Genomic DNA, 20792 nt, shown 5'->3' with positions numbered 1-20792 from the left:
GATGTAGGCAAGTTGTTTGTTGAAAAAAGCCCTCATTTTTGATAAAATTTTCTAGGTTGTATGCAAAAAAGAAAACAAGTGGAGTTTATGATGAAGAAATACAAACAATTGTTCAAACAGATTGAGAAAGATATTTTAGAGGAACGTTATGCAGTCGGAGACTTCTTGCCCAGCGAACATCAGCTGACAGAAGACTACCAGGTTAGCCGCGATACAGTCCGCAAGGCTCTGGCGCTGCTGCAGGAAGAAGGATTGATTGAAAAAGTCCGCGGACAGGGTTCCAAAGTCATCAAGCATGAACAGTTTGACTTTCCTGTGTCTAAACTGACCAGCTATCAAGAAGTAGTCAAGCAGAATAATATGCAGTCCAAAACCAATGTTGTCAGCTTGGAAAAGATTACCGTAGATCAGAAACTATCCGACATCACTGGCTTCCCTCCCTACCGACTGGTTTGGCGAATCGTCCGTCAGCGCGTTGTAGACCAAATCGCCTCTGTCTTAGATATTGACTATTTAGACAAGGACATCGTCCCTGACTTGACAAGGGAAATCGGTGAGCAGTCCATTTATGCCTATTTGGAAAATGACTTAAAGCTCAACATCGCCTATGCCAAAAAGGAATTTACCATCGACCACGCCAATGACCGAGACAAGATCCTCATGGACCTAGGCAAGGACCAGCAGGTCGTCTCTGTCAAGTCTCAGGTCTATCTGGCAGACGGCCGCCAGTTTCAATATACAGAGAGCCGGCACAAGCTCGACAAATTTCGCTTTGTGGATTTTGCTAAGCGCCAGAAAGAATAACCTTGAGTCCCATCTAGACCACAAAACCACCTCTGCCTTCCAGCTGGCAGAGGTGGTTTCTTTTATGAGTAGTCTAAGGCTGCCTTGTTTTGGAGCGACAAAGAGCCTCAAAATTTCTTTATACTTGTTTTAGGAGATTTATATGAAAAAATTAGTTAAGGGCTTCTGCTGCTTTTTAAACGTTACTGATTCTTATTACTTCCTTTCCTACTTTTGCGCCTGAGAGAATGTCAATACTTGCTTATCATATAGGGTAACTTTAGATGTCATTGGACTGTCCTCATTTCTATTTTGATGGTATTAGTATAATCCCAGAAACTTAAGACAGACTTATAAAAAACTTGAAGGAAACTTAAAAGGCTGACATTAAATATCACTTTTTTATACTGCATTGATATATGGCATTTTTACAGTCTATACTTGAGAATTCTCAGCTTTCCTTCTTTTATAATATTCATCCTCCAATCGTTCTAAGTCTTTCCGATATTTAGCGGTTATTTCTTCCCTCTCTTCACTAAGTGCGTCAAAAAATTTTCTGAAAGACAAATCAAATTGTTCCATATTGTCATTCATCTTACTAACTGCTCGATATATCTCATCAGTTAAATGATTTCTAGAATAGTAAAGCAATTGTTCACTCAATAAATCCGTCTTTCTCCGAGCGTCTAATCTCATAGAATCCAGTACTTCTTCAACTTGCTCTATTTTCTTTAATTCTTGCTTATATTTCTCTTCTAGCCTGAATATCTGTTCCATAGCAGACCTCATTTAATAGGGTTTTGCAGATTTGGTTGTGGGATATTTGTTAGATAATTTGTCGCAGCTGTCGCAGCATTCCCAGAAAATCCACCCTTTAGACTGTTATTGAGAGTAGCAGTAGCAAAATCAGACATCTGTAGCTTTTGCTCAGCCAACCAAGCAGCTAAAAGACTAGACTGCGCTGTAACCTTAGATTTCTCCGATTGAATCAGAGCATCGATCATCTCCCGTTCTTGAGCCTTCATTAGTTCAACAAGATTATTATTCGCTGTTAATTCTATTCTTCTGAGATTTACCATAGTTCCTCCTACTTGCTACTAAACTGTATACTTCCTTGACGATCCACTTCTTCGAGTCTATCAGCTGCTTGGCGTATATTAGAACCAAAAATATCCAATTTCTGTTTGTAAGAAGCCGCCTCACTTAGCGTTGCTTCTTCAACCCCACTATCCCAACAAGTCTCCAATGTAAATTGAGACAAGAGCGATTCCAACTCGTCATCCGATAAATAGATTCTGCTACCATAAGCTACCAATCGGAGTGATGTCACCATGTTTTCAATATTTTGCTTATATTCGCTCAATTTTTGCTTGATTAACTCTTCAAAGTCTGCTCCTTGCTGTTCAGCTAAATCCGCAACTGCAGTCACAAGATCTTTTCGTAGATAAATCAACTGGCTCCCACTAACGCTTGAAAAACCAGACTGAGCCGTAGAAATTGTTTCAATCGCACGATTAATAGTCAATAAACGCTTATATCTAGCCTCAGATATAAACTCACCGTATATCTTTTTATACTCTTTAACATAGTATTCTTCATCGTGTTTGTCCCAGAAAGGTGACTGTTCGGCTTTAATTTTAGCTGCTTTGCGTACCTGCTTCTCCGTCATACCAACAAAGAATTCACCTTTTTTTGCATACCAGTCTAAATCCAGCATATTGCCAATCTTGGGCGGAAACTTTTCATAGTATTCGCGAATGAAGTAAGCTTCATCGTGTTTGTCCCAGATAGGTGTTCGCTCAGCTTTGATTTTGGCAGCTGCACGCACCTGATTTGGAGTCATCCCTGATACAAACTCACCCCTCTTAGCATACTTATCTGTATCCAGTTTATTGCCAATAATATAGAATGCCGCAGGGTTGTGATCTTCTGCAGGCGAATGCAGTCCTTGCGTTCCTTCACGTGAAATAATATTAGCATATGGAATCCGTCCACCATTGCTATCCATTATCGTAGTATCTTTCGTATTAGCATCATAGGTGGTGACATGTCGATTGATATAGGCTAAATCACTGGAAGTAAAGTTCCCCTTATCAAGAGCAGCCTGAGCACCCCAGTCTGTATAATTGACGACCATAGGGACATTATGGTCCGCTGCTACCTTGACAACTGGAGTCGCTGACTGACTAAAACCACTCATGGCATAAATCCTGACTGGCTGGTTTAGCTTCTTGTCACCTACTTCTGTAATCTTCTGGACACGCTGATAAAAAGCTTCAATATCCTCATGCTGAGCTGTCATTCCATCCCCATAAGCACCCCCGAATGCATTGCTGGTTGATGCCCAATGGTCTGAACTGATAAGGTTGGCAAAAACTGGCTGGGTTCCTGCGACTGTCACAATGGTCTGGGAAACAATGGGCTCCCCATTAGCATCCAAGGGAGCTACTGCAATAGCCTGAGTTACCCCCTCCACTCGGTCAATGATTTGAAATTGTTGGCCTGTATCAGGATTCTCAATAAACGTCTTTGATGGGTGTGTAGCATAATATTTAGTATCTTCTTGAAGAATCTGAATATCCCTATGTGTTACTTCCATTTATCCAAGTCTCTTTCATCAATTCGTTGAATTTCTAAATTATAACTAATCTCAACTTTGGGACTACCTTGGTCATTCTTTTCTACACCTTTAAGATATCCCTCATGAGAAAAAGCTTCCATCGATTCATCTGTTGTCTCGTGGTCTACCCATTTCAAATTTTCAGGTAGAGGTTGCCCCCAAATAACACTATTGTGTCTTCTTTTATCATCTCTTAGATTAATAATTTCCGAGCCATCATTAACATTAAAAGCCAAATCAGTCCCAAATACCATCTTATAATCCACAAGAACCTTCTCAACAAAACCATCATTTCTGAGATAGACTTTATTTCCATAACTATCATAAACTACTGGAACTACACGGCCTTGTAAAAAACTTTCTCCCTTTCCACCAGTAATAAAAATGGGAGAAAATTCGATTTTACTGATACCGCTATAATGCTCCTTTAGATAAGTCGCGATTTGTTCCTCATAAAGCTGAAAACCGTGCCGGTAGAGATTATCCACTTTCATTCGATCCATATAAAACTTACCTCCTATTACAAGTACGAAAATGCAAAGCAAAGATAAAAGAATAGATTTTGTTCGTTTAGACATATAAACCTCCTTTTCTTTATATATTAATTTTACCACAAAAAGAGATGAACAAATGACAAGAACTCAATTAATCATATGGAAAATTCTTCGTATGTATCTTTTCCTAAATAAATTAGTGCGTTACTGCCATTCGAAAGTCTCTCTTCCCTGTATTCGTCTAATTTCCAAATTATAGACAATCTCAGCTTTGGGACTGCCTTGACTATTTTTTTCTACTCCCTTTAGAAGTCCTTCATTCACATAGGCCGTCATAACTTCATCCATGATATCATCCTTCTTTAACTTTAATTCTGGAGGCAGGTGCTGATACTGATCAGCTTGTATATATTCTTTATCATCATTTAACAAATGAATAAACTCGGAACCACCGTACGCAAAATCTAATTCAAGACCGGAAAATGTTCCATAACGAGGTACTCCAATATCTAGAGGTCTGCCATTTTGAAGATAGGCTTTATTGCCATAATTATCATAAATCACAGGTATAACCCGAGAATGAACAAAGCTTTCTCCCTTTCCTCCACTAATAAAAATCGGAGAAAATTCGATTTTACTGATACCGTTGTAATGCTCTTTTAGGTAGGTTGCGATTTGCTCTTCATAGAGCTGAAAACCATGCCGGTAGAGGTTGTCCACTTTCATTCTGTCTATATAAAATTTACCTCCTATTACAAGTACAAAAACTCAAAACAGAGATAAAAGAATAGATTTTACTCGTATAGTCATACAAACCTCCTTTTCTTTCTAGTCCAACTTACCAAATTGGTGGGTTACTTCCATTCATAAAACTCCCTCCCCTGTACACGTCTAATTTCTAAATTATAGACAATCTCAGCTTTGGGACTACCTAAGCTATTTTTTTCTACACCTTTTAGATACCCTTCACGAGAAAAAGCATCCATCTTTTCATCAGTAATTTCATCCTTATTCAAATTTAATCCATCTGGCAAATGCTGGTAACCTTCCACACTAACAGATTCATTCTTCTTATTATGTAAATAAATTATTTCTGAACCATCATTGACATTAAAATCCAAATCAATTCCAGCTGTCATTTCATAATCTGCCACACCCATCTTTAAAACGCCATCATTGCGCAAATATACTTTATTACCATAATTATCATAAACTACTGGAACTATACGAGCATTTACAAAACCTTCTCCTCCTCCTCCACTTTTAAAAATAGGAGAAAATTCGATTTTACTGATACCGCTGTAATGTTCTTTTAGGTAGGTCGCGATTTGTTCTTCATAGAGCTGAAAACCATGCCGGTAGAGATTATCCACTTTCATTCGATCCATATAAAATTTACCTCCTATTACAAGCACAGAAAGGCAAATCAGTGATAAAAGAATAGATTTCACGCGTTTCATCATACAAAATACCATGTCTTTCTATATGTAGTTTACCATAAAACTAGAACCTTTTCCGCAATTTTACTATTGAATCATCTCTAACTCAATGAAACAAACTGCCTTATTACGGCAACCAAAAACAGACCTTCTTTATAAGAAAGCCTGTTTGTTTTACAAGGAGTCAACTATTTATTAGCTTCCTCATCTATTTCCACTTGTTCCGAAATTTTAACCTTAACCTTCGTGACACGGCCATTTTTAACCTTATCATTGGTCAAAATGAGCTGCTTATTCTGACTTTCGACTTCGTAGCTAATGCGTTCCTTCGGATCTGGAATAGTCCCTACACAAGTCAAATAATAACCTGCTATCGTATCCACATCGTCACTTTCGATTTCGACTTCAAAGTATTCATTAAAGTCATTGAGAGTCATGGTTCCTAAGACGATGTAGGTGTTCTCACCGATTTCATGGACTTCGATTTCAGCCTTGTCAGTCTCATCGTCTATCTCACCGACAATCTCCTCCAAGAGGTCTTCCAGTGTAACCAGACCAGCCATTCCGCCATACTCATCCAAGAGAATCGCCATTTGATTTTGCGTGTTGCGCAGCTCCTTGAGCAAATCATCGACAAACATGGTTTCCGGTACAAAGAGCGGCTCCTGCAGAATCTTACGCAGAACGATATTGTCAAAACCATTGATGAACCCTTCATTGAGCAGTCGCTTGGTATGAATCAGACCGATGACATTGTCCTTATCCCCATCATAGACAGGAATCCGCGAGAAGCTCTGTTTGAGAATGCTTTCGATGATTTCCTTGGTATCGTCCTGAATGTCCACCATAAAAGCATCCGTCCGCGGCACCATCAGTTCTCGAGCCATCAGCTCATCCAGAGAGAAAATCCCCTGCAGCATCTCAATCTCATCTGCATCCAAGGTCTCTTCGCTCTTGGTCAGCATATACTCAATCTCGTCCCGGGTCATCTTTTCGTCAGCATCATCAAACTTCATCGGCGTTATTCGACTCAGCAGGTTGGTTGATGCTGACAGCAACCAGACGAAGGGGCTGACAATCTTGCCAAGAAAGATAATGACCGGTGCAGTACGCACAGCTAGATTATCTTTCAGGTTCATGGCAATGCGCTTCGGATAAAGCTCCCCCAAAACAATGGAAATATACGTTAGCAAAATCAGGGCCAAGAAAGTTCCGATAGCACGTGCAGTCTCGGAATTTCCCATCCAAGAAGAGAAAAGTTTTCCCAGATTATGCGCAAAGCTAGCCCCAGACAGGATATTGATAACAGTAATCCCAACCTGAATAGTTGATAAGAAGTTATTGGGGCTTTCTAAGACAGCTAAGAGCCGGATATACTTGAGGTCGCCCTCTTCAGCCTTTTGCTCCACACGCGCTCGATTTAGCGATACCATTGCCATCTCAGCTGCTGAGAAAAAGGCATTTAACAAAGTCAATATAAACAGTAGTAAGGCTTGCCATAACATATTCTGACTGCCAGGGTCTTCCATTGATTCTTTCTCCTCGAAAAGTATAGGTAAATCTGATTATATCATATTTTTAAATTTAGTGCACAGGAAATGAAAATAAGACGGAAGGTCTTCCTTCCGTCTTATTTTCTGGTATCGAGACTCTGGAATTAATCAATTCCGAAACTCATCCTTATTTATTAATAATCCCAAACTCTTCGTTCTTCTTCTGCTGCTGGGCTTCCTTGTGATTGTCATAGAGGTTAGCCAAGAACTTAGCGATTTCCTTGAGGATAGAATAGGTCGGGATTGCCACAATCATCCCTAGCACGCCATAGATATTGCTGGATAAGAGTAAGAGCACCATGATGGTAATAGGATGAACCTTCATCACACCACCAACGATACGGGGATAGAGGATATTGCCATCTACCTGCTGGATAATAAGCATGTAAATCAAGGCCGCTACCATCTTCTGAGGATCGGTAAAGGCATAAGTAATGACCATAGGAATCAAGCCGATACTCGGTCCTACATAGGGGATTAGATTAGCCAGACTTGAAAAAATAGCAAAGACCAAAGCGTACTTGAGCCCAATGACGCTATAGCCAATATAGGCCAGAGCACCGATAATCAGGGCATCAATTGAAATTCCACTTATATAACGGGCAACAGTAGCATTGAGATTGGTCAACAAGCTTGAGATATTGAGCTTATCGCGCTTGAGGACTGTCCGCTCCAGCATGGGCAAAAGCTTATGGCCGTCCATGAGGAAATAAACCAAGAAAATCGGTGTCATAATTAAAATCATCAGCGTATTGACAACTGCTGACAGGACGCTGCCCAGACTGTTGGTCACACTGTTAAGGATATTTTGCAGAATGTCCACATAAGACAGGTTGAGCTGCTGGATGGTGGATTGGATATTCAGATTTCGAAAGAGCGGATTTTTAGATAATTGATTGACAAAACTTTGAATTTCCCAATAAAGGCCTTGCGTTGAATTAATCAAGCTGCTCAGCTGATTAATCAAAATCGGCAAGAGGTAAATAACGCCCAAAGCGATCAAGCCAAACAGAAGGCTGAGCGTCATCAGAATTCCAATCATTCGGTTGATTTTGAGCTTGTCCTGGAGAAATTTCACCAGCGGATTCGTAATATAGTAAAGAAATCCTCCCACAAGAAAGGGAATCAAGATGGTATTCACAACGCTAACAATCGGGGTTATCATATCCCCCATCTGACGCCAGATAAAGAAAATAATCGTTAGCAAAAGGACCTCACTGGTCCAAAACATCAGCTTACTTTTATGAAACATTTGACTCCTCCTATCAGTTATTTTACCATAAATTTTGTTATAATAAAGGAGATTTAACGAAAGAAAGAGTAAAAATGGAAAAGATTATCAAACTGGAAAATGTAAGCTTAGCTAAACAAGGCCGAACCATCTTAAAAGATCTCAACTGGCAGGTGAAAAAGGGGGAGCATTGGGCCATCCTCGGTCTCAACGGTTCTGGAAAGTCTACTCTCCTGCGCCTGCTCATGGCTGAACATTGGAAGACCCAGGGCAAGGTAACAGTTCTCGGTACTGAATTTGGTGCCGGCGACATTCCTCAGCTGCGAACTAAGATTGGAGTAGTCGGCTCCTTCATTGCTGAGCGTCTGCCCAGCCATCTCACTGCCGAAGAAATCGTTCTGACAGGCAAGTATAAAAGCAGTATTCTCTATGCTCCTTACGGGCAAACTGAGCTGAACCAAGCTTGGGAAATGCTGGCTTCCATTGGCGGGCAAGAATTGATTGGCCGAAGCTACGCCAGTCTGTCTCAAGGGGAAAAACAGCTCTTGCTGATTGCGCGCAGTATCATGGAAAAGCCAGAACTGCTTATCTTAGACGAAGCGACCAGTGGTCTGGATCTCTTTGCCCGCGAGCGCCTGCTGGATCAGATTGGTAAGATTACACAGATGGACCAGGCTCCAACCATCCTCTATGTCACCCACCATGTAGAGGAAATCACTGCTGCTATGGATCATGTCCTGCTCCTGAAAGAAGGCGAAATCATAGCCCAAGGTCCTAAAGAAGACATACTTCAAAAAGTGGTCATGGATCGCTTCTATCCCCAACCAGTCGAGCTGATTGAGCTAGGAGAAGACCGCTATTTCGTCAAGGTGGAGGTCAGGTCCTCATGAAGCAATTTTCTAATACCATCTTCAACCTGGGCTACTTCCTGATTCTGACCATGACTGCCATTGCCTTGCTTTTCCTGTCTGGGCAGATTCTGCTATCCCATACTTACATACCTTTGAGGATTGCTGAGGGTGTCCAATTCGTCAGTAATCCTTGGTATTTCTACCCTATCCTCCTGCTCTTTCTCCTCAGCCTCTTTTTAATCCGGCCCCTATTGGAAAAGGTTCAGACCAAGCACCTTTTTTGGATTTTGTCCTTCCTCTTTATAGCAGTAGCGATTTTTCTGATAACGGCCTACGATGGCCGCATCCGAGCTGACGCCAAGCACGTTTTCAATGCAGCGCTAGCCTTTAACCAAGGAGATTACAGCTCACTGACGACCGTCGGAAGCTACATGTATCGCAATCCCCATCAGTTAGGACTGATGACTCTGGAGCGACTTTATGCTTTTATTTCTCCAACGACTCAGTTTGCTTTTAGCATGAATGTCGGCTGGACTTTACTCAGTCATTTCTTGATTTACAAGATTACAGCTCTCCTCAATGCCAGAGAAATCATCCAAAAATACACGATTGTGCTGACTTTTCTCTTTCTACCACAGCTATTTTTCGTCCTCTTTGTCTATGGTACCATTCCCGGGCTCTTCTTCTGTCTGCTCAGTCTCTATGCTTTTATCAAGCTGGATCAGAAAGGAAACCTGCTCTATGCCTTGCTGGGAACTGCCAGCATCAGCCTGGCCTGCCTCCTGCGCAACAACTACATCATCTTTGCCATTATGCTGATCGGCGTCTACTTCCTGTCCATTTTTTATAAATGGTCTTGGAAGAAACCGTTAGCCATCATCCTGATTTTAGCCAGCATCGTTCTTTCAAACAAGGGACTGACTGCCTACTATGAGCAGCTGATTGGAGGCAAGATAGGTGTCGGCACACCAAAAATCGCCTACATCACTATGGGCCTGCGGGATGATCCTAATCGGCAGACCTTGGGAGGCTGGTACGATGCCTACAATACCAAGATTCTCAAGCGCAACAAGTACGATGAAAATTTGGCTACAGAAATGGCCACTCGAGATTTGAAGGACATTTTGATTCACTTCAGCAAGCATCCTACTTATGCGCTCAAATTCTTCTACGAAAAGGTCAAGTCTACCTGGACTGAGCCAACTTTTCAGTCTATTTGGACTGGGCCTCAGATTGAACGCCAGCAATACATGAAACCAACTGTCTTGCGCAGCATTTATGAGGAAAGAAAGGGGTATCAGATTGTTAATTTCCTGCTCTTGACCCTGCTAGCCAGTATCTATCTGCTCGCCTGTTTCTTTATCCTGCATAAATTTTTCGTCGCCGAGGAAAAGCTGACGCCTTTTGACCTCTATCCCTTCATCTTTCTCTTGGGGGGCGGCCTCTTCCACTTCTTCTGGGAAACCAAGAGCCAGTATGTCTATATCTATGTCCTCCTTCTCATCCCTTCCGCCGCTCAATCCTTAGTCGACCTGAGCGATTGGTGGAAGAACAAAGGAAAAGGGAAATCAACAGACCAGCTTGAGAAAAACCTATAAAACTTGAACACTTGATAAGAATTTGTTATAATTTTATAGGAATACTAAGTGAAACAAAGTTGAATTTGTAATTAAAATTTTTTGTATTTTGCGAAGGGAGAATAGCGATTTATGTTTTCAATATTAGGTGCAGTATTATTTGGAGTTATAGCAATTATGACAGTTCTTGTTGCTTGCGGTCTGCCTTTGGGCGAATATACAATGGGTGGTCAACATAAAATCTTACCTAAGAAATTTAGACTTGCGGCAGTCGTTTCAGTAGCTATCCAAATTTTTGCCATGATCATTATTTTGCAAGCTGGAGGTTTGCTTCCCTTGTGGTTTTCTTTTAAGATTACTAAATATATTTGTTTCTTCTTTGCCGCTTATCTATCCTTGAATACGATTATGAACATGATTTCAAAAAGTAAGAAAGAAAAATATGTTATGACTCCTCTTTCACTTATAGCTGCAATATGTTTTTGGATAACAGCATTTCAGATGTAATATGTGAAATGAGGATCATCTACAGTGCACCAAATTTGAGTTTGGCAATAACATCTCTACACATGATTGCTAGTGAGATTATTGTGGTATCATGAATACCGGAGGTGCAAAGACGATGAAACATAAGAATTTGTCTAATTGAATAGAACAATTTTTAAAGCAGTAAATCGCAATGGTTTACTGCTTTTTTTCTCATTTTTCAAAATAAAAGCGTCAATAAATAAAAAAGCACCTGATTAAACGCTTCCTAAGGCGTTTAACCAAGCACTTCTCTCAATTTCTCAATCATGACCAAGAAAGGCGGGTTGTTGATCTGATTGATTGTCTTGTAGAGGGCAACGGTGAAATCCTGCTGGGGCAGCTGACTGACGAAGTCTAGCACCGCATCTTTTTCAACTTCGCCACCTTCATGCCCGTAATAAATCATGATAGCTGCACGGCCACCTTTTTCCATGCCTCGACAGACCTTTTCCAGAGCTTCCAGCGTCGTATCAGGTCGGGTAATAACAGACTTGTCCGCCGAAGGCAGGTAACCAAGATTAAAAATTGCGGCCTTGAAATGGTCTGTGTATTGGTCCAGAGTCTCATGCCCAGCCAAGATTAGCTGGGCATTGTCCAAGTCCGCTTCTGCCAAGCGCTGGCGGGTCTTTTCCACAGCTTGCTCCTGAATGTCAAAAGCATAGACTTGCTTGGCCAACTTAGCCAGAAAGAGGGTGTCATGCCCATTCCCCATGGTAGCATCCACCACGGTATCTTCCTTGGTCACGACTTCTGCCAAAAAGGCATGGGCCATCTGTAAGGGTCTTAACATACGAATCTCTGCTCCTTTGCTTTACAGCCTTGTTTGCTGCCACGGCGACGCATTTCTGTCTCAATGGCATTGAGAACTTCCCATTTATTGAGGCTCCACATGGGACCAATCAACATATCCCGCGGAGCATCACCTGTGATACGGTGGATGACGATATGCTCGGGGATAATCTCCAGTTGGTCGCAGACGATAGAGACATACTCCTCCTGACTGAGCAGCTGCAGTCGCCCCTCATGATAATCCCGCTGCATACGGGTATTAGTCATCAAGTGAAGTAGGTGGAGCTTGATCCCTTGAATGTCATTATCGGTCACACAGCGGCGGACATTCTCTAGCATCATGTCATGGGTCTCACCCGGCAGGCCGTTGATCAAGTGAGAGACAATCTCCGCCTTGGGAGCCAACTTACGGACTCGCTGGACCGTCTCCACATAGAGCTCATAAGAATGGGCACGATTAATCAAATCTGAAGTCTCCTCATAGGTAGTCTGAAGCCCCAACTCTACGGTCACATGCATGCGCTCAGACAGGTCAGCCAAATAGGCAATGGTATCATCTGGCAAACAGTCTGGCCGAGTCCCGATATTGAGTCCAACGACACCTGGCTCGTTAATAGCCTGCTCATAGCGCTCGCGAATCACTTCAAGCTTCTCATGGGTATTGGTGAAGTTCTGGAAATAGACCAGATACTTGCGAACATCAGGCCACTTGCGGTGCATAAAGTCAATTTCTTTATAGAACTGCTCGCGAATGGGAGCATCTGGTGCCACAATGGAATCACCTGAGCCCGAAACGGTACAGAACGTACAGCCTCCATGCGCTACTGTACCATCCCGATTGGGACAGTCAAAACCTGCATCAATAGGCACCTTAAAAGTCTTTTCACCAAAAAGTTTTCGATAATAATCATTCAAAGAATTGTAAGATTTCATACCTTTCATTCTACCACAAAAAAGAGTATAGAAACAAACATTCCCTCTTTCACAAAGAAAGAAGGAAATCACCGATTCCACAAATAGACTTTCAAATCCACACAGCCATTAGCCTTCAAGTCCACTCCTTCAGCCCAGAGCAAGTGTTTCTGGTCTTCCCAGCCAGGTGCGAGGCGCCCTGCTGCATTGACAACCCGATGGCAAGGATGTAGACCGCCATAAAGTTCCGATTGACTGAGAATCTTTCCCACCAAGCGGGCATTTTTTGGCCGACCAATCAAACGGGCAATCTGCCCATAGGTCGCTACGCGCCCAGAGGGAATGGTATCTACTACTACCAAAACAGCATCAATGAGTTCTTGATTTAAATTAGACAAACTAAGCTCCTAATCTTGTTTGCTCCTATCTTAAAGAAAGGGATTTTCTTTTTCAAGACAAAAAGGCCAGCAAAACCAACCTTTCGCATCTATATTTATTTCTGCTTTCCCTTGAAACGCCACTGAAAGCGCAGCTTGTCATAAAAGGGAAATTCGATATTGAGAATGGCAAAGCCCATCAAGGCTCCTCCGATTACATCCGTCGGATAGTGCACACCCAGATAGACTCTGGATGCCATAACAGTGAAGATATAGACCAGGAGCAGGCCTTGTGCCAAGCGCTTGATTTTTTGGTTTTGAATCCGTTGCTGAGCGATAATAATCAAGGTTCCAAGAACAATGGCTGTCGCCATGGAATGTCCGCTCGGGAAAGAATAACCGCCCTCTTCGACCAAATGCGAAAGACTCGGCCGGCTTCTGTGGTAAACAAGTTTAATCAGCTTAATCAAAACCCCATGTAAGACCAGATTTCCCGCTAGCAAGGCAGCTTCTAGCTTCCATTTTTTATAAAGGAAAAACAGGACAAGAGCTGAAACCCAGATGATAATCCCGATCGGGTCAATCACACTGGTCACTAGTTTGAAAAATGTCGTCAAAGCTGCAGGCAAGTCTCCCCGCAGCCATGTCTGAATCGGGGTGTCAAAGCTGGTCAGCTGGTCAGGATAAAACTTGACCATGTAGCCTAGCATGACGAAAAGTAAAAGGGCAAAAGAGCCCTTTGTTAGATAAGATTGTTTATTTTTCATAGCGTTTTAGGACGGGCTGCAAGAGCGTGTAAATCAGCCAAAAGACGATAGCCCAGATCACTCCTTCTAATAGGTTAAAGGGGACAATCATGGTCAGCAGATACTTGGACAGGCCATATGTTTTATAGATATCAAAACCAGCAAATCTCGCAAAGAGAGGAACTGCATAAATGACATTTAAAACGATCATAGTGACAGTTAGACCAAGCGTTGCTACCAGAGAAGCCTTCACATAGTCAGACAAGTTTTTCCTTTTTTTCCATAAGAGTGCAAAAGCAGAAACAAATACAGCTACTGCCAATATATTCATGGGGAGACCGATTAGAGTACCTACACCATTATTATTCAAAGCTAGCTTTAAGACAGAGCGAATCAAGAGCACTGCTAGAGAGCTTTTTAAATCCAAGACTACCAAAGCCAGTAAAATCGGAATAATTGAAAAATCCAACTTTAGAAACTCGGTTATCAAGGGAATCTCATAAAGCATGAGTAGAAATGATAGAGCAGATAAAACTGCTACAATCGCCAACTTACGAGTATTTGTCATCACAGGTTCCTCCAATTTATAAAAATTAGAGAAGCCGGAAAGGCCACTGAAAAAAGGCTTGTCAGCTAATGATTATTTAGTATAAGGCTCAGCCCTTAAATAAAGATTAAACGGCAAGAATGCTTCACTGCCTCTCGTCTTCTCCCATCCAGACTATACTGTCGGTTGTGGAATCTCACCACATCAGCTTGCGCTCGCGGACTTGATTTGGCATTGAGAAAAAATTTCCAATCCAAAAATTACCGCCGGTCGGGAATCTCACCCTGCCCTGAAGACATCATTATCATAACAAAAAAAGCCTTCCAGAGCAAGCAATTTGATTGATGTAATTAAAAATGTTTCAACAATGGTATTCTATCTATTAGGAAAATTTACTGCTTAGATACATTCATTCCGCTACTTCAGCTTGTCCGCTTCATACTCATGTACCAAATCTAAGCCAGCAAAATTTTGCTGACGCAGGGCTTCATAGACAATCATACAGACTGTATTTGAAACGTTGAGGCTGCGGACATGCTGGTCGTTCATGGGAATACGCAGGGCCTTTTCTGGATGAGAGCGCATAAATTCCTCTGGTAGTCCCTTGTCCTCACGACCAAACATAAAATAGTGCGAGCTTCCTGCAGCAAAATTTTCCTCAGAATAGACCTTCTCCGCAAACTTAGAAATCAGATAAAGTCGGCCGTCCATCTGCTCCATAAAATCTTCTAAACTATCATAGTAGGTGATGTCCAGCTTATCCCAATAGTCCAGCCCCGCCCGCTTCATCTTGCGGTCATCAATAGGAAAGCCCATGGGCTTGATGATGTGAAGCGGCGAATTAGTCGCGGCGCAAGTACGGGCAATATTGCCGGTATTCTGCGGAATCTGAGGCTCAAAAAGAACGATATGATTTTTCATAATAAGAATATTTTTCCTAGTATTTTTCTTTAGATAAAAAAATAGCCACACTGCCCGGAGTCAAGCTCAGCAAACAGCGTGGTTAAGGCTTCATTAACTTACATCACAACAGGTTTGAGGTAAACCAATGAAGGTACTCATTTAGTATAACACTTTCAGCCTACAAGTCAATAAAAACGGCTCAAAAAATTCTAGTTTTTTTAAAATTTTCATAGGAAGATATCATTTTAGTGAAAAAATATCCGAAATTCTATAAATAACTAGACTATTCTGTATTATATAGATGAAATTTAAATGAAAAAAGAGTATGATAGATACATACTTTGGAGGAATCTAAACTTATGAAAATTATCGTTGTTGGCGGCGGGAAGGTCGGAACGGCTCTCTGTCGCTCCTTAGTGGCTGAAAAACATGATGTTATCCTGATTGAGCAGGATGAGGCTGTTCTCAACCAGGTTACCAAGCGCTATGATATTATCGGTATTTCTGGAAATGGTGCCAACTTTAAAATCCTAGAACAGGCAGATGTTGGGCACTGTGACATTTTCATCTCTATGACCGAGCAGGATGAGGTCAACATGGTTTCAGCGGTCCTAGCCAAGCGGATGGGGGCAAAGGAAACTATCGTTCGAGTGCGCAATCCTGAGTATTCCAACCCTTACTTTAAGGAGAAGAACATTCTGGGCTTCTCGCTGGTGGTCAATCCTGAGCTCCTAACTGCTCGCTACATTGCTAATATCATTGACTTTCCTAATGCCCTGTCAGTAGAGCACTTTGCCAATGGGCGAGTGGCACTGATGGAGTTCAAACTCAAGGAAGACAGCAATCTCTGCCAGATGAATATTTCCCAGTTCCGTAAGAAATTTGGAAATATCATTGTCTGTGCTATTGAGAGAAAAGGGCACTTGGAAATTCCTGACGGTGACTTCACTTTGGAGGCCGGGGACAAGATCTATGTAACAGGTAATCGCCTAGACATCGTTCAATTCCACAATATGGTACGCCCTAGAGTGGTTAAGAGCCTGATGATTATCGGGGCTGGCAAGATCGCTTATTACCTGCTCAATATTCTCAAAAACAGTAAAATTGAGCTCAAAATCATTGAATCCAACCGTGAGCGGGCAAACTTTTTCAGTCAGGAATTTCCTGATCTCTATGTCGTCCATGGTGATGGTACTGCCAAGGACATCCTGCTGGAGGAACGCGCTAATAACTTTGATGCCATCGCTACCCTGACTGGTGTGGATGAAGAAAATATCATCACTTCCATGTTCCTTAATAATCTAGGTGTACAGAAAAACATCACCAAGATTAACCGGACCAGTTTGTTGGAAATCATTGATAATCAAGATTTTGCCAGCATCGTGACACCTAAAGGTATCGCTGTTGATACCATTATGCACTTTATCCGCGGTCGCTACAATGCTCAATTCTCTAACCTAGAAGCTCTGCACCATGTAGCCAATGGCCAAATTGAGACCCTGCAGTTCCAAATCAAGGAAGAAAACAAGATGACTGGTATTCCTCTGTCTCAGCTTCATCTGAAGAAAGATGTCCTGATTGCGGCCATTATCCGTCAAGGCAAAGCCATCTTCCCTACCGGTGATGACGACCTGCAAGTCGGAGATAAGATTATCGTTACTACTCTGCTGCAAAATATCACCCAGATTTACGATCTGTTAGCGAGGTAGGCCCATGAATAGATCTATGATTCGCTACCTGCTGGCAAAATTACTACTGATTGAGGCGGCACTGCTGATTGTGCCCATTATCGTAGCTCTAATCTACGGTGAGCCCTTAAAAATCTTTCTCTCTATCGGGGCGACCATGGCCATCCTGCTAGTTTTAGGTTGCATAGGCTCTTATTTTAAGCCCAAGGACCTACATATCTACGCCAAGGAAGGTGTACTAATTGTAGCCCTTTGCTGGATTCTCTGGTCCTTCTTCGGAGCCCTGCCCTTTGTTTTTTCCGGGCAAATTCCAGACGTTATTGATGCTTTCTTTGAGATCAGCTCTGGCTTTACCACCACGGGAGCGACTATCCTTAACGATGTCGGTGTCCTCTCCCATTCGCTGCTCTTCTGGCGCAGTTTTACCCACTTAATCGGAGGGATGGGAGTGCTGGTCTTTGCCCTAGCTATTATGGACAATGCTAAAAATGGTCACTTGGAGGTCATGAAAGCAGAAGTTCCGGGCCCAGTCTTTGGCAAGGTTGTGTCCAAGCTCAAGAGTACGGCTCAGATTCTTTACATCATCTATCTAGCTCTCTTTGCTATCTTTGCTCTGCTTTATTTCCTAGCGGGTATGCCGCTCTTTGATAGTCTGGTCATTGCCATGGGAACTGCTGGCACAGGAGGATTCACCGTTTATAATGACGGTATCGCCCACTATAACAGCTCGCTGATTACTTATCTGGTCAGCTTTGGAGTTTTAGCTTTCGGGGTCAACTTCAATCTCTACTATTACTTGCTGATTCGCAAGTTTAAGGCCTGCTTTGGTGATGAAGAGCTTAGAGGCTATCTCTGGATTGTCTTTCTTTCTACTGCCTTGATTGCCTTTAATGTCTTCCACCTCTATCAAGGCTTTGCCAAGAGCGTGGAGATTTCCTTCTTCCAGGTTTCCAATATCATCACAACGACTGGATTCGGCTATGGTGATACGGTCAAGTGGCCTCTCTTTTCTCAGGTCATCCTGCTCCTGCTCATGTGTATCGGGGGCTCGGCTGGATCAACAGCTGGGGGATTCAAGGTCATTCGGGGGATTATCATTTCCCGCATTGCTAAAAATCAGATTCTATCTACCCTATCACCTAATCGCGTCCTGACCTTGCATATCAATGGTGCGGTCATCGACAAGGATACTCAGCATAAGGTACTGAAATACTTAGCTGTTTATATCTTGATTATTCTAGCTCTCATTTTCATTGTCAGCTTGGATAATAATAATTTCATGACGGTTGTCAGCGGTGTTGTCTCTTGCTTCAACAATATCGGCCCCATGATTGGGACGACAGATAATTTTTCTATCTTTAGTCCTTTTTCCAAACTGCTGCTAGCCTTTGCTATGATTGGCGGTCGCTTGGAGATCTACCCGATTCTCCTGCTCTTCCTGCCTAAGACTTGGTCTAGAAGATAGGAAATGTTCAGAGAATATAGATATATATAAAAGTCACACTAGATACTTATCTAGTGTGACTTTTTTCTTGAATTATTTCTTCTCAAACTGAAATGTTCTGGTACAGGGTCTTCGCCCGGCTGAGACCAAGGATGGCAACGGAGAATTCGAGCCAGACCCATCAAAACTCCCTTGGCACCATGCTTCTGGATAGCCTCTATCATATAGTTAGAGCAGGTGGGCCTAAAGCGGCAAGACGGAGGAAAAGCAGGCGATATGAAGCGTTGATAAAAGCGGACAGGAGCAATAAACAGTTTCTTTATCATTTCTTGGTCTTGGTTACAGCCAGCGTATGTAGCTGGCTGACTTCTTTCTTGCTGAGTTTTCGATACTCACCAGGCTTGAGGCCAGTTAAGTCCAAATGACCAAAGCGAGTCCGTGAAAGCTTATCTACTTGCAATCCGACCGCCTGGAACATCTTCTTGACCTGATGGTTACGGCCTTCGTGGATGGTCAGCTGAACGACCGAGCGATTTTTCGCCGGATCAACCTTGATAATCTCATAAACCGCTGGCTTGGTTTTGCGCCCCTCTATCTCAATACCGCGAGTCAGAGGACGAAGAACTTCTTTATTGGCCAATCCTTTGACACGGGCTACATAGACCTTATCAATCTCATTGCGGGGATGAATCATCTCGTCGGTAAAATCTCCGTCATTTGTCAGAATGAGAATGCCAGAAGTATCCCAGTCCAAACGACCGACCGGATAAATCCGCTCCTTGACCTGAGGCAAGAGCTCCACGACCGTCTTACGTCCCTTGTCATCACTGACAGAGGAAATGACCCCGCGCGGCTTATTGAGGAGGTAATAAACCTTCTCTTCGTTGTAGATAGGTTGGCCTTCTACTTCCACATGATCGCCAGACTTAACGTTCGTCGCCAGTTCACGTACCACTTGGCCGTTTATACTGACCTTCCCCTGCCTGATTAGCTCTTCTGCTTTTCGGCGGCTGGCTATCCCAGCATGAGCGATGTATTTATTGATTCTCATCGATATCTGTCCTTTCAATAAAGAGCTGGCTTTCTTCAGCAACTAGCTCTGTTTCTTCGACAATCGGCAGCTCATCTAAGTGATTGATCCCCATATAGTCTAAGAAATAATCCGTTGTCACATAGAGATTCGGCCGGCCAATGACCTCTTTTTTGCCATCCTCTCGAACCAGTTCAAAAGCCAAGAGCTTGGCTAAAGCACCGCTGGAATTAACTCCGCGGATGTCATCTATTTCTACCCTCGTAATCGGCTGCTTATAGGCAATGATAGACAAGGTCTCCAGCGCTGCCCGCGACAGACTTTGATTGATCGGCGCCCGTGAATAGGCCCGCAGAATCTCAGCAAACTCTGGCTTTGTGACCAGCTTGTATGTCTTTGAGGTTTCCAGCAGGGTCAGGCTAGAGTCTGGATTGGCTTCATATTGCTCAGCCAACTTCTCCAAACTCTGAATGACACCGGTCGGCGGCAAAGAAAGGATTTCTGCCAATTGATGAACCTTTAGTCCATCTTCTCCCGCTACAAAAAGCAGGGCTTCAATCTCTGCTAACTTACTCATTTCCTCTTCCTACTAAATAAATATTTCCAAAATTTTCTTCCTGAATGACTTGCACTTCCTGCACCTTGACCAATTCTAAGGTCGCCAGAAAGAGTGTGATAACCTCATTCATGTCTTTGGTCTCTGCAAAAATCTCCTGCAGAGCCAGACGGCTCTTACCTGCACAGCGCTGACGCACCACATCCATCATGTCCTCAATCTTGTACTCGTCTCGCACAATGGTTGTATGGCTCTTAGAAAACTCCTCTTGCTTCTTGGCGATAACCTTGGAAAAAGCCAAGAAAAGATCTATCGTTGACTTGTCATGCAGGAGCTCAGCATCTTCATAAACCAGCTCCAGCTTGGGCTTAGAATAATAAAGCGCCCGGTCATCATGCTGGAGCGACATTTTCTCACCTAAGAGCTTGAACCTACGGTATTCCTCAATCTGGCTCAAGAGGTCTTGCTCCAAATCATCTTCCAGTTCAGCATTATCCGCCACCTTAGGCAGAAGCTTGCGGCTCTTAATCAGCATGAGCTGGCTGGCCATGACCATATACTCGCCCGTCACTTCCAGCTTCATGGCCTGCAAAGTAGCCACATAAACCAGATACTGCTCGATGACCTCCGTAATGGGCACATCATAAATATCCACCTGGTACTTAGATACAAGGTGGAGCAGCAGGTCCAACGGGCCTTCAAAATCTTTTAGTTTGATATCCAT

General features: G+C 42.8%; 24 protein-coding genes and 1 riboswitch. Of the genes, 6 read left to right on the top strand and 18 right to left on the bottom strand.

The window, feature by feature from the left end; translation table 11 throughout:
* Positions 1-90 precede the first annotated feature (90 nt).
* Positions 91-804: a trehalose operon repressor gene (gene treR, locus ELZ47_RS03125; protein WP_164549628.1), complete on the top strand. Its 714-nt coding sequence runs from the start codon at positions 91-93 to the stop codon at positions 802-804.
* Between the two features lie 414 nt (positions 805-1218).
* Here the strand turns inward: treR and ELZ47_RS03120 are convergent, their stop codons facing one another.
* The 8 genes from ELZ47_RS03120 to ELZ47_RS03085 all read right to left on the bottom strand — a co-directional run bounded on the left by ELZ47_RS03120 (position 1219) and on the right by ELZ47_RS03085 (position 8141).
* The gene (locus ELZ47_RS03120; RefSeq protein WP_232011367.1) at positions 1219-1560 is read right to left on the bottom strand and encodes a hypothetical protein; all 342 of its coding nucleotides are present in this window, start codon (positions 1558-1560) and stop codon (positions 1219-1221) included.
* Positions 1561-1568: 8 nt separating this feature from the next.
* Positions 1569-1862, bottom strand: coding sequence for a hypothetical protein (locus ELZ47_RS03115; RefSeq protein ID WP_002914579.1), 294 nt, complete (start codon positions 1860-1862; stop codon positions 1569-1571).
* Between the two features lie 8 nt (positions 1863-1870).
* Positions 1871-3382: a hypothetical protein gene (locus tag ELZ47_RS03110; RefSeq protein ID WP_125331143.1), complete on the bottom strand. Its 1512-nt coding sequence runs from the start codon at positions 3380-3382 to the stop codon at positions 1871-1873.
* Positions 3373-3981 carry a hypothetical protein gene (locus ELZ47_RS03105; protein ID WP_125331142.1) on the bottom strand — a complete coding sequence of 203 codons (609 nt, stop codon included), beginning with the start codon at positions 3979-3981 and terminating at the stop codon, positions 3373-3375. The genes ELZ47_RS03110 and ELZ47_RS03105 overlap by 10 nt, the downstream gene beginning before the upstream one ends.
* A gap of 120 nt (positions 3982-4101) precedes the next feature.
* The gene (locus ELZ47_RS03100) at positions 4102-4623 is read right to left on the bottom strand and encodes a hypothetical protein (protein ID WP_232011366.1); all 522 of its coding nucleotides are present in this window, start codon (positions 4621-4623) and stop codon (positions 4102-4104) included.
* Between the two features lie 128 nt (positions 4624-4751).
* Entirely contained in the window at positions 4752-5360 is a 609-nt protein-coding gene (locus tag ELZ47_RS03095) for a hypothetical protein (RefSeq protein ID WP_164549542.1), read from the bottom strand.
* Positions 5361-5524: 164 nt separating this feature from the next.
* On the bottom strand, positions 5525-6865 hold the full coding sequence (locus ELZ47_RS03090; protein ID WP_126435236.1) for a hemolysin family protein: 1341 nt from the start codon (positions 6863-6865) through the stop codon (positions 5525-5527).
* A gap of 151 nt (positions 6866-7016) precedes the next feature.
* Entirely contained in the window at positions 7017-8141 is a 1125-nt protein-coding gene (locus ELZ47_RS03085; protein ID WP_126435235.1) for an AI-2E family transporter, read from the bottom strand.
* A 74-nt stretch (positions 8142-8215) separates the two neighbouring features.
* Between ELZ47_RS03085 and ELZ47_RS03080 the strand changes: the two genes are divergently transcribed.
* The 3 genes from ELZ47_RS03080 (at position 8216) to ELZ47_RS03070 (ending at position 11055) form a co-directional block, all read left to right on the top strand.
* Positions 8216-9010, top strand: coding sequence for an ABC transporter ATP-binding protein (locus ELZ47_RS03080; protein ID WP_125331138.1), 795 nt, complete (start codon positions 8216-8218; stop codon positions 9008-9010).
* A complete protein-coding gene (locus tag ELZ47_RS03075; protein ID WP_126435234.1) occupies positions 9007-10569 on the top strand; it encodes a beta-carotene 15,15'-monooxygenase in 1563 nt (520 codons plus the stop codon). The genes ELZ47_RS03080 and ELZ47_RS03075 overlap by 4 nt, the downstream gene beginning before the upstream one ends.
* Positions 10570-10680: 111 nt before the next feature.
* Positions 10681-11055, top strand: coding sequence for a hypothetical protein (locus ELZ47_RS03070; protein WP_125331136.1), 375 nt, complete (start codon positions 10681-10683; stop codon positions 11053-11055).
* Positions 11056-11311: 256 nt separating this feature from the next.
* Here ELZ47_RS03070 and ELZ47_RS03065 read toward each other — a convergent pair whose 3' ends face one another.
* The 6 genes from ELZ47_RS03065 to ELZ47_RS03040 form a co-directional block, all read right to left on the bottom strand.
* Complete coding sequence (locus tag ELZ47_RS03065) at positions 11312-11866, bottom strand: class I SAM-dependent methyltransferase (protein WP_126435233.1); 555 nt, start codon at positions 11864-11866, stop codon at positions 11312-11314.
* The gene (locus tag ELZ47_RS03060; protein WP_125331134.1) at positions 11860-12807 is read right to left on the bottom strand and encodes a TIGR01212 family radical SAM protein; all 948 of its coding nucleotides are present in this window, start codon (positions 12805-12807) and stop codon (positions 11860-11862) included. The genes ELZ47_RS03065 and ELZ47_RS03060 overlap by 7 nt, the downstream gene beginning before the upstream one ends.
* Positions 12808-12866: 59 nt before the next feature.
* Positions 12867-13175, bottom strand: a complete 309-nt coding sequence (locus ELZ47_RS03055) for an MGMT family protein (protein WP_125331133.1) — start codon at positions 13173-13175, stop codon at positions 12867-12869.
* Positions 13176-13270: 95 nt separating this feature from the next.
* Positions 13271-13921: a phosphatase PAP2 family protein gene (locus ELZ47_RS03050; protein ID WP_125331132.1), complete on the bottom strand. Its 651-nt coding sequence runs from the start codon at positions 13919-13921 to the stop codon at positions 13271-13273.
* Positions 13911-14468 carry an ECF transporter S component gene (locus ELZ47_RS03045; RefSeq protein ID WP_125331188.1) on the bottom strand — a complete coding sequence of 186 codons (558 nt, stop codon included), beginning with the start codon at positions 14466-14468 and terminating at the stop codon, positions 13911-13913. The genes ELZ47_RS03050 and ELZ47_RS03045 overlap by 11 nt, the downstream gene beginning before the upstream one ends.
* A gap of 132 nt (positions 14469-14600) precedes the next feature.
* Positions 14601-14748: riboswitch (FMN riboswitch) on the bottom strand.
* A 116-nt stretch (positions 14749-14864) separates the two neighbouring features.
* Positions 14865-15368 (bottom strand): tRNA (cytidine(34)-2'-O)-methyltransferase, encoded by a 504-nt coding sequence (locus ELZ47_RS03040; protein ID WP_164549541.1) that lies wholly within the window; start codon positions 15366-15368, stop codon positions 14865-14867.
* A 341-nt stretch (positions 15369-15709) separates the two neighbouring features.
* On the opposite strand from ELZ47_RS03040, the gene trkA reads away from it, so the two are divergent.
* Together trkA and ELZ47_RS03030 are read left to right on the top strand one after the other, a co-directional pair.
* Positions 15710-17059, top strand: a complete 1350-nt coding sequence (trkA, locus tag ELZ47_RS03035) for a Trk system potassium transporter TrkA (RefSeq protein ID WP_125331130.1) — start codon at positions 15710-15712, stop codon at positions 17057-17059.
* 4 nt (positions 17060-17063) lie between these two features.
* Positions 17064-18503, top strand: coding sequence for a TrkH family potassium uptake protein (locus ELZ47_RS03030; protein WP_126435232.1), 1440 nt, complete (start codon positions 17064-17066; stop codon positions 18501-18503).
* A gap of 50 nt (positions 18504-18553) precedes the next feature.
* Here ELZ47_RS03030 and yidD read toward each other — a convergent pair whose 3' ends face one another.
* From yidD to ELZ47_RS03010, 4 genes are read right to left on the bottom strand one after another with little or no spacing between them, the layout of a single operon-like run.
* The gene (gene yidD / locus ELZ47_RS03025) at positions 18554-18808 is read right to left on the bottom strand and encodes a membrane protein insertion efficiency factor YidD (RefSeq protein WP_126435231.1); all 255 of its coding nucleotides are present in this window, start codon (positions 18806-18808) and stop codon (positions 18554-18556) included.
* The gene (locus ELZ47_RS03020) at positions 18805-19533 is read right to left on the bottom strand and encodes a pseudouridine synthase (RefSeq protein WP_125331128.1); all 729 of its coding nucleotides are present in this window, start codon (positions 19531-19533) and stop codon (positions 18805-18807) included. The genes yidD and ELZ47_RS03020 overlap by 4 nt, the downstream gene beginning before the upstream one ends.
* Positions 19520-20089, bottom strand: a complete 570-nt coding sequence (gene scpB / locus ELZ47_RS03015; protein WP_002894610.1) for an SMC-Scp complex subunit ScpB — start codon at positions 20087-20089, stop codon at positions 19520-19522. The genes ELZ47_RS03020 and scpB overlap by 14 nt, the downstream gene beginning before the upstream one ends.
* Entirely contained in the window at positions 20082-20792 is a 711-nt protein-coding gene (locus ELZ47_RS03010) for a segregation/condensation protein A (RefSeq protein ID WP_126435230.1), read from the bottom strand. The genes scpB and ELZ47_RS03010 overlap by 8 nt, the downstream gene beginning before the upstream one ends.

The organism is Streptococcus sanguinis, from assembly GCF_900635155.1.
Taxonomy (GTDB): domain Bacteria; phylum Bacillota; class Bacilli; order Lactobacillales; family Streptococcaceae; genus Streptococcus; species Streptococcus sanguinis_G.
This window is presented reverse-complemented; position numbering and strand designations above follow the sequence as displayed.

What these genes read in the sequence shown, in the direction of transcription:
- ELZ47_RS03090 (WP_126435236.1), bottom strand. Translation starts at nt 6,865, where the DNA reads ATGGAAGACCCTGGCAGTCAGAATATGTTATGGCAAGCCTTACTACTG.
- ELZ47_RS03095 (WP_164549542.1), bottom strand. Translation starts at nt 5,360, where the DNA reads ATGATGAAACGCGTGAAATCTATTCTTTTATCACTGATTTGCCTTTCT.
- ELZ47_RS03120 (WP_232011367.1), bottom strand. Translation starts at nt 1,560, where the DNA reads ATGGAACAGATATTCAGGCTAGAAGAGAAATATAAGCAAGAATTAAAG.
- ELZ47_RS03115 (WP_002914579.1), bottom strand. Translation starts at nt 1,862, where the DNA reads ATGGTAAATCTCAGAAGAATAGAATTAACAGCGAATAATAATCTTGTT.
- trkA (WP_125331130.1), top strand. Translation starts at nt 15,710, where the DNA reads ATGAAAATTATCGTTGTTGGCGGCGGGAAGGTCGGAACGGCTCTCTGT.
- ELZ47_RS03050 (WP_125331132.1), bottom strand. Translation starts at nt 13,921, where the DNA reads ATGAAAAATAAACAATCTTATCTAACAAAGGGCTCTTTTGCCCTTTTA.
- ELZ47_RS03020 (WP_125331128.1), bottom strand. Translation starts at nt 19,533, where the DNA reads ATGAGAATCAATAAATACATCGCTCATGCTGGGATAGCCAGCCGCCGA.
- ELZ47_RS03105 (WP_125331142.1), bottom strand. Translation starts at nt 3,981, where the DNA reads ATGTCTAAACGAACAAAATCTATTCTTTTATCTTTGCTTTGCATTTTC.
- ELZ47_RS03100 (WP_232011366.1), bottom strand. Translation starts at nt 4,623, where the DNA reads ATGAAAGTGGACAACCTCTACCGGCATGGTTTTCAGCTCTATGAAGAG.
- treR (WP_164549628.1), top strand. Translation starts at nt 91, where the DNA reads ATGAAGAAATACAAACAATTGTTCAAACAGATTGAGAAAGATATTTTA.
- ELZ47_RS03045 (WP_125331188.1), bottom strand. Translation starts at nt 14,468, where the DNA reads ATGACAAATACTCGTAAGTTGGCGATTGTAGCAGTTTTATCTGCTCTA.
- ELZ47_RS03110 (WP_125331143.1), bottom strand. Translation starts at nt 3,382, where the DNA reads ATGGAAGTAACACATAGGGATATTCAGATTCTTCAAGAAGATACTAAA.
- ELZ47_RS03075 (WP_126435234.1), top strand. Translation starts at nt 9,007, where the DNA reads ATGAAGCAATTTTCTAATACCATCTTCAACCTGGGCTACTTCCTGATT.
- ELZ47_RS03010 (WP_126435230.1), bottom strand. Translation starts at nt 20,792, where the DNA reads ATGGATATCAAACTAAAAGATTTTGAAGGCCCGTTGGACCTGCTGCTC.
- scpB (WP_002894610.1), bottom strand. Translation starts at nt 20,089, where the DNA reads ATGAGTAAGTTAGCAGAGATTGAAGCCCTGCTTTTTGTAGCGGGAGAA.
- ELZ47_RS03030 (WP_126435232.1), top strand. Translation starts at nt 17,064, where the DNA reads ATGAATAGATCTATGATTCGCTACCTGCTGGCAAAATTACTACTGATT.
- yidD (WP_126435231.1), bottom strand. Translation starts at nt 18,808, where the DNA reads ATGATAAAGAAACTGTTTATTGCTCCTGTCCGCTTTTATCAACGCTTC.
- ELZ47_RS03060 (WP_125331134.1), bottom strand. Translation starts at nt 12,807, where the DNA reads ATGAAAGGTATGAAATCTTACAATTCTTTGAATGATTATTATCGAAAA.
- ELZ47_RS03080 (WP_125331138.1), top strand. Translation starts at nt 8,216, where the DNA reads ATGGAAAAGATTATCAAACTGGAAAATGTAAGCTTAGCTAAACAAGGC.
- ELZ47_RS03070 (WP_125331136.1), top strand. Translation starts at nt 10,681, where the DNA reads ATGTTTTCAATATTAGGTGCAGTATTATTTGGAGTTATAGCAATTATG.
- ELZ47_RS03040 (WP_164549541.1), bottom strand. Translation starts at nt 15,368, where the DNA reads ATGAAAAATCATATCGTTCTTTTTGAGCCTCAGATTCCGCAGAATACC.
- ELZ47_RS03085 (WP_126435235.1), bottom strand. Translation starts at nt 8,141, where the DNA reads ATGTTTCATAAAAGTAAGCTGATGTTTTGGACCAGTGAGGTCCTTTTG.
- ELZ47_RS03065 (WP_126435233.1), bottom strand. Translation starts at nt 11,866, where the DNA reads ATGTTAAGACCCTTACAGATGGCCCATGCCTTTTTGGCAGAAGTCGTG.